The 10,161-nt window shown below is 61.3% G+C and carries 7 protein-coding genes; 4 read left to right on the forward strand and 3 right to left on the reverse strand.

Annotation, left to right across the window (positions count from 1 at the left end; translation table 11 throughout):
• Positions 1-24: 24 nt before the first annotated feature.
• The gene (locus AC1Q61_RS26430) at positions 25-930 is read right to left on the reverse strand and encodes a phosphodiesterase (protein ID WP_007729250.1); all 906 of its coding nucleotides are present in this window, start codon (positions 928-930) and stop codon (positions 25-27) included.
• A gap of 339 nt (positions 931-1,269) precedes the next feature.
• Here AC1Q61_RS26430 and AC1Q61_RS26435 point away from each other — a divergent pair, with 339 nt between their 5' ends.
• Positions 1,270-2,643, forward strand: coding sequence for a dicarboxylate/amino acid:cation symporter (locus tag AC1Q61_RS26435; RefSeq protein WP_003940669.1), 1,374 nt, complete (start codon positions 1,270-1,272; stop codon positions 2,641-2,643).
• A gap of 172 nt (positions 2,644-2,815) precedes the next feature.
• A complete protein-coding gene (locus AC1Q61_RS26440) occupies positions 2,816-3,175 on the forward strand; it encodes an excalibur calcium-binding domain-containing protein (protein WP_003940648.1) in 360 nt (119 codons plus the stop codon).
• Between the two features lie 52 nt (positions 3,176-3,227).
• Here AC1Q61_RS26440 and AC1Q61_RS26445 read toward each other — a convergent pair whose 3' ends face one another.
• Complete coding sequence (locus AC1Q61_RS26445) at positions 3,228-4,355, reverse strand: alpha/beta hydrolase (RefSeq protein WP_031333643.1); 1,128 nt, start codon at positions 4,353-4,355, stop codon at positions 3,228-3,230.
• A gap of 112 nt (positions 4,356-4,467) precedes the next feature.
• Here AC1Q61_RS26445 and AC1Q61_RS26450 point away from each other — a divergent pair, with 112 nt between their 5' ends.
• Positions 4,468-7,650: a DEAD/DEAH box helicase gene (locus tag AC1Q61_RS26450; RefSeq protein ID WP_492651379.1), complete on the forward strand. Its 3,183-nt coding sequence runs from the start codon at positions 4,468-4,470 to the stop codon at positions 7,648-7,650.
• Positions 7,651-7,763: 113 nt separating this feature from the next.
• A complete protein-coding gene (locus AC1Q61_RS26455; protein WP_003940660.1) occupies positions 7,764-8,339 on the forward strand; it encodes a TerD family protein in 576 nt (191 codons plus the stop codon).
• Positions 8,340-8,420: 81 nt separating this feature from the next.
• Here the strand turns inward: AC1Q61_RS26455 and AC1Q61_RS26460 are convergent, their stop codons facing one another.
• Positions 8,421-9,710, reverse strand: a complete 1,290-nt coding sequence (locus AC1Q61_RS26460) for a plasmid pRiA4b ORF-3 family protein (RefSeq protein WP_223304601.1) — start codon at positions 9,708-9,710, stop codon at positions 8,421-8,423.
• Positions 9,711-10,161 lie beyond the last annotated feature (451 nt).

Here is a 10,161-nt window from a genome sequence, read left to right on the forward strand (position 1 = left end):
GGGTGCCGGAAACCGCCTGCGACCTCAGATGATCGAGCGTGCCGCCTTTTCGCTCTCGAGGATTCGAATGCCGGCAGCACTGAGCCTCCGGGCACCCTCGGCCGCGTCGACGGGCTCACCGACCGTCACGTGCGCACCGAGTGGAACGACCGAATGAACAATTGTCTCGTCGTACACGTGCACCAGATTGCACCCCTGAGCCCCGTCACGACCACGCTGACCACCGACTTCCACGTTCAAGTCCTGGGTGTAACACGTCGACGACGCCACGGAAACCGGAATGCCGGCGAACGTCGCCGTCGTCGAATAGTGCAGGTGCCCGGCAAGAATCGCCCGGACGTCGCTGCCACGCAAGACGTCTGCCAACCGGGACTGATCGCGCAACTCCACCAGAACCGCGAGATCCTGAATGCACGGAACCGGCGGATGATGCAGCGCCAGAATTGTTCCGTCGGGCGCCGGCACCGTCAATTCTGTTCGTAGCCAGTCTAATTGACGATCCGAGATCTCACCGTAGTGATGACCGGGAACCGACGAATCCAGGGTGATCACCCGCAGTCCGTCAAGGTCGTAGACGTTGTCGACGGGATGATCGGTGGCGTCCTCGCCCAACAGCAGAGATCTGAACGTAGGGCGGTCGTCGTGGTTGCCCATCGCCCAGACGACCTGCGCATCGATCTCGGCCGCCACGGGTTCCACGATGGCTTTCAGTTCCGCGTATGCGTCGGGGTGTCCCTGGTCGGTCAGGTCGCCGGTGAATATCAGTGCATCCGGGCGTGCGCCCGAGGCCACGATCCCGCTGAGCACTTCCCGCAATCTCGTCGACGCATCCACGGCGTCGTACAACTCCCCCTGAGCCACCAGATGCGTGTCACTGAGGTGCACCAGGAAATGCTTCGGACGCGGGTACTCGGCATTCCGAACGCTCATCGGTCTCTCGCTTCCGCTTGCCGACGCGTAGGCGCCGGTGCGGCACCTACTGATCGTCGAGACTAGTCAACCGACCAACAGTGACTGATCGGGGCACGCCCGACGAACACGAAGCGAACTCCCGCGGCGACCCTCGGGATCGAGTAGTTGAAGCTGCGAGTAGTGTGTGGACAGTGTTGTTCCTGACCAGTCGGCGTTACGTCGACCTTCGCCTGCAGGCGAGCGCAATGTGTACGCGCTCGCTCTGACCTGACGCGTACCAGGAAACATTTCTTCGAATCTGCCCGGCCTCTGGTGCCGCGCTGCGTTTCGCTCCCTTGATTTTCGAAAGGCATAGTCATGCCCAGCTCCACCTCCACCGGCGTGCCGGAAAAGTCCACGTCCCGTTTTCCGTCCTGGGCGACGGCATTCGGACCGCAGATCGTCGCCGGTCTCGTACTCGGTGTCATCATCGGTCTCGTCGCCCGGGCAATGCCTGATGCGGCCGACGGCAACGTCAACTGGTTGGTCGGCACCGTACAGACCATCGGTTCGAGTTACGTCAAGCTGCTCACCGTTGCGGTGATCCCGCTGGTGTTCACCGCCATTGTCAGCTCCATCGCCAACCTGCGCCAGGTCGCCAATGCAGCTCGCCTGGCCGTGCAGACCTTGCTCTGGTTCGCGATCACCGCTTTCATCGCTGTGATCATCGGCATCATCGTCGGCCTGATCACCGATCCCGGTTCACGGACCGACGTCGCCGCCGAAGCCGCGAAGGAACCCAAGAGTTCCGGTTCGTGGTGGGCGTTCATCACCGGACTGGTTCCGAACAACTTCCTCGGGTTGGGTGCAAAGACTTCCGTCGCCGAAGGCGTGGCGACCACATCGCTGAGCTTCAACGTCCTGCAGCTGCTCGTCATCGCCGGTGCAATCGGTATTGCTGCACTCAAGATCGGTCCCAAGGCTGCGCCGTTCCTCGAGTTCAACGCTTCGCTGCTCGCGATCGTCCAGAAGGTCCTGTGGTGGATCATCCGCCTTGCCCCGATCGGCACCGCTGCGCTGATCGCCAACGCTGTCGCCACCTACGGATGGGATGCGATCGGGTCGCTGGGCGTCTTCACCGCCGCCATCTACATCGGTCTGGCGATCGTGTTCTTCGTGGTCTACCCCATCCTGATTGCCGCACACGGCCTCTCGGTTCGAAGCTTCTTCTCCGGCGTCTGGCCCGCAACTCAGCTCGGATTCGTCTCGCGCTCGTCGATCGGCACCCTGCCGTTGACCGAACGCGTCACCGAACGCAACCTCGGCGTTCCGCGTGAGTACGCCTCGTTCGCCGTTCCGCTCGGTGCCACCACGAAGATGGACGGTTGCGCCGCAATCTATCCCGCGATCGCGGCGATTTTCGTCGCAGGCTTCTACGACGTTCCGCTGACCTTCACCGACTACCTGTTGATCGTCGTCGTCTCGGTCATCGGCTCAGCGGCAACGGCCGGAACCACCGGTGCGACAGTCATGCTCACACTCACACTCTCCACCCTTGGTCTTCCCCTGGCCGGCGTCGGACTGCTCCTCGCAGTCGAACCGATCGTCGACATGGGCCGTACCGCAGTCAACGTCACCGGCCAGGCACTGGTCCCGGTCATCGTCGCAAAGCGTGAGGGAATCCTCGACAAGGAGCGCTTCGACGCTCCCCGCAACGGTGACCCCTTCGCCGAGGAACTTGTCGACGCGTAACCCTCGATGACTACAGCAGCGTCCTCGCACCTGAGCAATACGGTGCGGGGACGCTGCTTTTCACCCCAGATTTCACCCTTACCGAAATAAACCATTTGGTCGTTATGACTAGTATGCTCAGCCGGCAGAGCCCTCCGAAGTGGAAGGGCTGCCCAGTTGAACACGAGGTCACATGAAGCTCCGCCGTCTGGCATTCAGCGTCGCAGGTTGCGCCGCAATCACTCTGGTTGCCGCGCCCGCCGCTCAGGCATCCACGGTTTTCGATTTCCTACCGATCGAGATCGCACGCATGATTCCGACTGGCTCTGCCGACGCAGTCCAGCCGTTCCTTCCCCCGGTCTTCGCACCGCCGGCGCCGCCCGCTCCGCAAGCGCCCCAGAACCAGCCGGCGCCGCAGAACACTCCCGCACCAGCGCGGTACTACCAGAACTGCACAGCCGTTCGTAATGCCGGCGCAGCTCCGTTGTACCGGGGCCAGAACGGATACGCCCCGCATCTCGACCGCGACAACGACGGCATCGCCTGCGAGTGATCCAACGCTCGGGTTGTGGTGCATCCACAACCCGAGCACTGTTGTCGAACCGTCAGACGCCCAATGCCCGGGACAGAGTCGGCCACGCCTTCGGCAGTCGTTCACGCCAATACGCCCACGCGTGCGTGCCGTTCGGCTCGTAATCCACCTGCGCCGGAATCTTCAGCTCCTGCAACCGAGCGTCGAACATCTTGGTGCAGGCGTGGGCGGCAACCTCGATGCCGCCGCCGATCACCAGACGCTCGAGCAGTTCAGGAGTCTGCAGCGTCTCGTCAGATCCGGGACGACCGTTTGCCGTCGACACGTAGATTTCCTTGCCACGCAACTTCTCTGCGTTGATCAACGAATCGTGTGCCTCCCACTCCGGGCCCCCTGGCACACCCCAGATGTTGGCCGGATCTCCGCTTCGAGAAGAAATCGTGGCCTGGACGGCAGTTCGGCCGAGCGGATCCATCGTGGAATAACAGCCGCTGAACACGGCAACGCCGCGATACATGTCCGGAAAGCGTTGGGCGAGCATCATTGCACCCATCGCGCCCATGGAATTGCCGGCAATCGCGTTGATTCCGTTGGTCTCGAGTCGCGCGTCGATCAGCGGTGGCAACTCCTCGGTGATGAAGGTTTCCCACTTGTGCAGTCCCAGCCGCGGATCCGGATTCTCCCAGTCCGAGTACAGGCTCGCGATTCCGCCATTGAGCATCACGACGTTGACGTTCTTGTCGGCGAAGAACGCCGGGGCGCCGCCGATCGTCATCCATCCGCTGCTTTTCTCTCCGGCGTCGACACCCTCGAGCATGTACAGCGCTGGGCGCGGAACCGAATTGTCAGCGGGTAGCAAAATCTCGACGCCGACCTCGCGTCGAAGTGCGGGCGACGCCACCGTCAGCCTGATCGCTTGTGGTGCGGTCACCTTCTCGCCGACGATGGCCGGGACGACGATGTCGTCGCGCAGGTCCGGTTTGGGGCCCGGATCCTCCTGAAGTGGTCCCGGGATCGTCGACCCCGAGCTCACGCTTCCCTCGACGCTGCCCAGACTTCCCGAGCTTCCCGAACTACCCGAGCTTCCGGAACTCGGCGCTGCCGTCGACAGTCCGCCCAATTGCAAAGAAAGTGCACAGACGGCCAAACACACCGCACCTGTGCGCGCAGATCGAATCCACGCACGCCGCTCAGTCCTCATGAAACTCCCAAACCAGTCAAAGATGTTTCCGTGAACATACCGTGCAGTTCGGACTTTCTTGGACAAACGACCACGACAAGATCTGTCGGTCGCCGCTACTAGGCTGGCCCCCGTGCAACCGGATTCAGTCAGGGCCCTCGACCTCGACCGAATTCGCGCTGTCGTGGGCACAACCACCTACGACCGCGGACTTGTCTACCTGCGGGAGAATGCAGTCGAATCCATCGGATGGAACGACACCGCTGACATCTTGACCGGCGCTGTATCGGGAACTGCGCGAGAGCCGTACACCTGCACGATTTCGGTAAGTCGCGGCGCGGCCGGTACAGCAACGTTCACGCGTGGCCTCTGCACGTGTCCCGTGCGGATGAACTGCAAGCACGTAGTCGCGTTGGTGCTCGCAGCGGTTGCCGAGGCGAACAAGACTCCACAACACCTCGGATGGGACAGCTCGCTCGAGGAGTTGCTCCGACCAGACCTGGCCGGCCGCACTACACGTGGACTTGGCATTCAATTCACCACCCGAACCAAGGGCGCATCGACAAGGCTCATCATCAAACCCGTACAACCAGGAGCGAGAGGGTGGATCTCCGGCGGGCTCGCCTGGAACAAACTCGGAAGCACTTTTCAGTTCCCCGCAGATCACCTCCGGGTTCTACGCGACATACATCTCCTCCACAGCGCCGGCAACTACTACCGAAATCAAAATGCCGCGGAAATCGATCTTGCCGGGTTCGCGAGCCCGCAACTCTGGTCGCTTCTTCGTGAGGCCATCAGCGTCGGCGTTTCACTCGTTCACTCGAAAGCCGGCCTCGGCAACATCTCCCTACTCTACGACGCCAACATCTGCCTCGACGTCCACGGAGCGGAAGACAACAACCTCCGTCTCACTCCCCGAATTCAGACCGATGGGCACATCATCACCCATTCCGACTGGGGACTTGTCGGTACACCGGCACATGGTGTCTTCGCGCTCGACGCCGCCAACGCGATCACGCTCGCACCGCTGCACACGCCGGTCACCCACCAATTGAGGCAGTTGATCGACTCCGGAAAGTCAGTCGACATACCCGCCGAGCATCGAGATGCGTTCACTTCGCGGTTCGTGTTCAAACTCGGAAGCCTCGCTCCCGTCCTATCTTCCGACGGTGCTTACAACCCACCTACTGTGTCCGGTCCTCGGCTACAACTGATGGCCACTTACGAAGGCGACCACCGCATCGACATCGAGTCGGCATGGAAGTACACCGTCGATGCCGACGAACTGATCATTTCTACCGCCGATGCAACCACCGACGAGTCCGAGGTCCGCAATCACGCTGCCGAAGATGCCATCACCAACAGCCTCGGCGCGGCCGCGGCGAAGGCCACTCTCGCGGGAACTTTGACCGGCCTCGATTCCATGCAGTTCACACTCGACCTCCTGCCCCAACTCGAAGCGCACGACGCCATCGACCTCACGGTTGCAGGAACCCCCGCCGACTACCGGCCTGCAGACGACGCTGTCGTGATCGGCCTCAGCACATCAGCCCCCGACGGGGACAGCGGATCCGACTGGTTCGACCTCGATGTCACCGTCGATGTTGCGGGACAAAGCGTTCCGTTCACAACACTGTTCTCTGCTCTGAGCAAGGGCGAGACTCACATACTGCTACCGGACGGCGCCTTCTTTCGGCTCGACGCACCTGAACTACTCGGCCTGCACCGTCTCATCACCGAAGCGCGGTCGCTACTCGATCGGCCCACCGGCAAACTCGGGATCAGCAAATTTCAGGCCGGACTGTGGGAAGAATTGACGGCGCTCGGAAGGGTCAAACATCAAGAAGCAGCTTGGAAGAAGCAGATCGCAGGATTGCTCGGCAGTTCGGGCATCGATCCCGTCGAAGTCCCGGACACGTTGACGGCAACGCTACGTCCCTATCAGGTCGACGGATTCCGTTGGCTCAATTTCCTGCGCCAGCACAGCCTGGGCGGCATACTCGCCGACGACATGGGCCTGGGCAAGACACTGCAGACCCTCGCAATGATCTGCGCTGCAAGGCAATCGAATCCAGCCGCGCCTCCCTTTCTGATCGTCGCACCCACCAGCGTCGTATCCAACTGGAAGTCCGAAGTGGCGAAGTTCGCACCGACCCTCCACACCGCTGTCATCACGGACACGCTGCGCCGCAGAAAAACCGATCTGGCCGCACTCGTCGGCGGGGCGGACATCGTCGTGACGTCGTACGCTCTCTTTCGCCTCGACACCGATGCGTATTCCGCCGGCCGCTGGTCCGGACTGGTACTCGACGAAGCCCAATTCGCCAAGAACCACAAGTCCAAGGTCCACCAGTGCGCGAGGGCGGTGAACGCACCGTTCAAACTCGCGATCACCGGTACATCCATGGAAAACAATCTTCTGGAGTTGTGGTCGCTCCTCGCAATCACTGCACCAGGACTGTTTCCCAGCCCCACCACCTTCACCGACGTCTACCGCACTCCCATCGAAAAAGACGGTGATACAGAACGATTGGCGCAACTGCGACGACGCGTCAAACCGCTGATGGTGCGGCGCACCAAGGAACAGGTGGCCGCAGACTTGCCGCCCAAGCAGGAGCAGGTACTCGAGATCGAGTTGCATCCGAGCCATCGCGCGATCTACGACACCCACCTGCAACGCGAACGGCAGAAGATTCTCGGACTGCTCGACGACGTCGACAAGAACCGCTTCACGATCCTGCAGTCGCTGACGCTGCTACGCCAACTCAGTCTCGACGTCTCGCTGGTCGACGAGGAAAGCGGACCCGTCCCATCGGCCAAGGTCGACGCTCTCGTCGAGCAACTGGACGACGTCGTTGCGGGCGGACACCGCGCGTTGATCTTCAGCCAATTCACCGGGTTCCTTGGTTCTGTCCGCAACCGACTCGACGCGGAAAAAATTGCGTACAGCTATCTCGACGGTTCGACGCGCAATCGCGGTGAAGTGTTGGAGGAGTTCAAGTCTGGTGCAGTCCCCGTCTTCCTCATCAGCCTCAAGGCTGGTGGCTTCGGCCTCAATCTCACCGAGGCCGACTACTGCTTCATTCTCGACCCCTGGTGGAACCCGGCCGCCGAGGCACAAGCGGTCGACCGTACTCACCGCATCGGGCAGACACGAAACGTCATGGTCTACCGCCTCATTGCCAAAGACACCATCGAAGAGAAGGTCATGGCACTCAAAGCCAAGAAGTCGGCATTGTTCTCGAATGTCATGGACGCCGAAGGCACACTGGGCGCCGGACTCGACGCCGAGGATCTTCGCGCGCTGTTCGAGTGAGGTGCCTATTCGGTCGAACCGCACCTACCCGCTCACGGTAATGTGAGTCGCGAACGGACAACACAGAACTCCCGAACGAAGAAATCCACTTCGTTCGAACGAGAGGAACCTGAATGGGCGTCACACTTGCCAAGGGCGGCAACGTATCTCTGTCGAAGGCCGCACCCAATCTGACCAAGGTCGCAGTCGGTCTCGGCTGGGATGCACGCAGCACCAGTGGTGCCGACTTCGACCTCGACGCCAGCGCGTTGGTCACCGGCCCGGAACGCAAGGTCCTTTCCGACCTTCACTTCGTCTTCTACAACAACCTTCGCTCGCCCGACGGATCCATCGAGCACACCGGCGACAACCTCACCGGTGAAGGTGACGGCGACGACGAGGTCATCAACGTCGACCTCCCGGCTGTACCGCCCAACGTCACCAACATCTTCTTCCCCGTCTCGATTCACGACGCCGATGCGCGACTCCAGTCCTTCGGACAGGTCACCAACGCCTACATCCGCGTCGTAGATCTGTCGAACGGCTCCGAACTGGCACGCTACGACCTCTCCGAAGATGCATCCACCGAGACAGCCATGCTTTTCGGTGAGCTCTACCGCCACAATGGCGAATGGAAGTTCCGTGCAGTCGGACAGGGATACGCATCGGGACTAGCCGGAATCGCCCGCGACTACGGCGTGAACATCTGATCTCTATCGGTACACGAAACGGGGTTAGATTCGGCATTGCCGGATCGAACCCCGTTTCGGTTGTCTGCGTCGACGCGCGAGTTAACGCCGCAGGATCGCCCTCGCGAGGTGAACAGCCCAGGGCGAGTCCGCTTTGCTGCCGAACTTCCCCAACTCGTACCCCGTAGCGCCGATCAATCCGAGCACCTCTACGGTGCTCCCGGACGTGTCACGTCTGGAAGTCTGAGCTCCAGCCATCAGGATGCTCGACGACCGAATCGACTCCAGCGCTCCCGCGACGAAACGATGACGATCCGCCGGCGACATGCCGGCGGCTACGGCAAGGAGGACGAGGAGTTCCACCGCTCTCTGCGAGCCGCCGGGCGCAACCGGAACTCCCTCGACGATCACCGACCACGTCATTGACGCGTCCCGCTCTGCCGACTGTCCCCGCTTCGTCAGAACAATCTGCCCTTTGTGCTTTCGCACCAGGCCGAACTTCTTGAGCACTGCGAAGAGTGATCGCCCTTGGGGAAGGTTTACAGGTCCCAGTTCAGGTTCGTCGAGCATCGCGTCGACCGTCGTGAAGAAATCATCGGCACCGATCCCTTCGACACCGATCAGAGCCAGAACCGCTTGAATGCGTTGGCCCGCCTCGACGTGGACCAACTCCCCGATTGCCGACTGATCGTCAATGCCTGCTCGGGCGAGGACCGCATGCAGTTCCGGGACTCGCGAGGGACCCAGGCATTCGACGAGCTTCGCAATGTCGTACGACGCAGCGATCTCGTCCGGTCTAGGACTATGCAGTCGATTATTGACCTCAGCGATCTCGAATCGTGTCGGCTCGAAATCAGTTTGTGGCCATTCGAGGGTCCATTCATGGGAGCGCAGCTTCTCCGAAGCGAGAACACCGAGGAGTTGCTCGTACTCGTCAGGTCCGACACATTCCTCCGGCGGACATGCACCGCGACCCGCGGCACACACAACTTGGAACCCGTCGGGCAGTACTTCGGAAGATTCAAGTGTCAGCGTGTGGCGCCAGTTCCCGAAGCGTCCGTAGCGATAACTGATTTCATCGCCAGGCGAGACCATGACCTCGTCCAGGCGTACCGCGGACTCTACGATCGCCGCTCGGCCGGCCCGACGCTGCTCGGCGTTGCTCCCGGAAGCTACGTACTCTTCGACCTCGCCGGGAAATCGGCTGCCGGACTTGGACCACGCGTGCGATTGACGGTCACTCCACCCCATTGCCCGTTGAACCACCGAATGCAGGTCATCCAGATTCAGATCCGACGCGACGAGGATTCGTCGCCAGATCTGAGTGGAAACATTGTCGACACTGATACGTATCGCGTATTGCGCCGGTACCGCGCGCCTCTTCGAACGCAACGATCGCGCAATCTGAATGCCCCCACGCCCTCCGCCAGCTTCTAGTACAAACCTTTGCAGTTCTTCAGGTTCCGTCGGAACGAGTCGCAAATGCGACACCCTCGAGCTGCTCAACCCCACCATGAGACTCAGCCTAGGCCAAAGTGCTAGGGACGAAGGCACAAAATCGGAGAGTACTTCGGACTTATGAGACGGTTCACAATCTCTACCTTGGCTAACAAGTCGCTACGTGCGTCGGCGGCGGCATCTTCCTCGCCCAATTCCTGCCCTGATGGTGAACGGCACGTTCGGTCGATCTGAGGCGACGAAAGTGCCGTTCACTCGATGCGGGGATGCCAGCGGGGATGCTCCCCCTTCGATCGTGCGAACGGTACGTTGGGTCGATCTGAGGCGACGAAAGTGCCGTTCGCTCGAAGTCGGGGGTGCCGGCGGGGGTGCTTTCGGGTGATGG

Source organism: Rhodococcus sp. MPR-R1B (assembly GCF_058793255.1).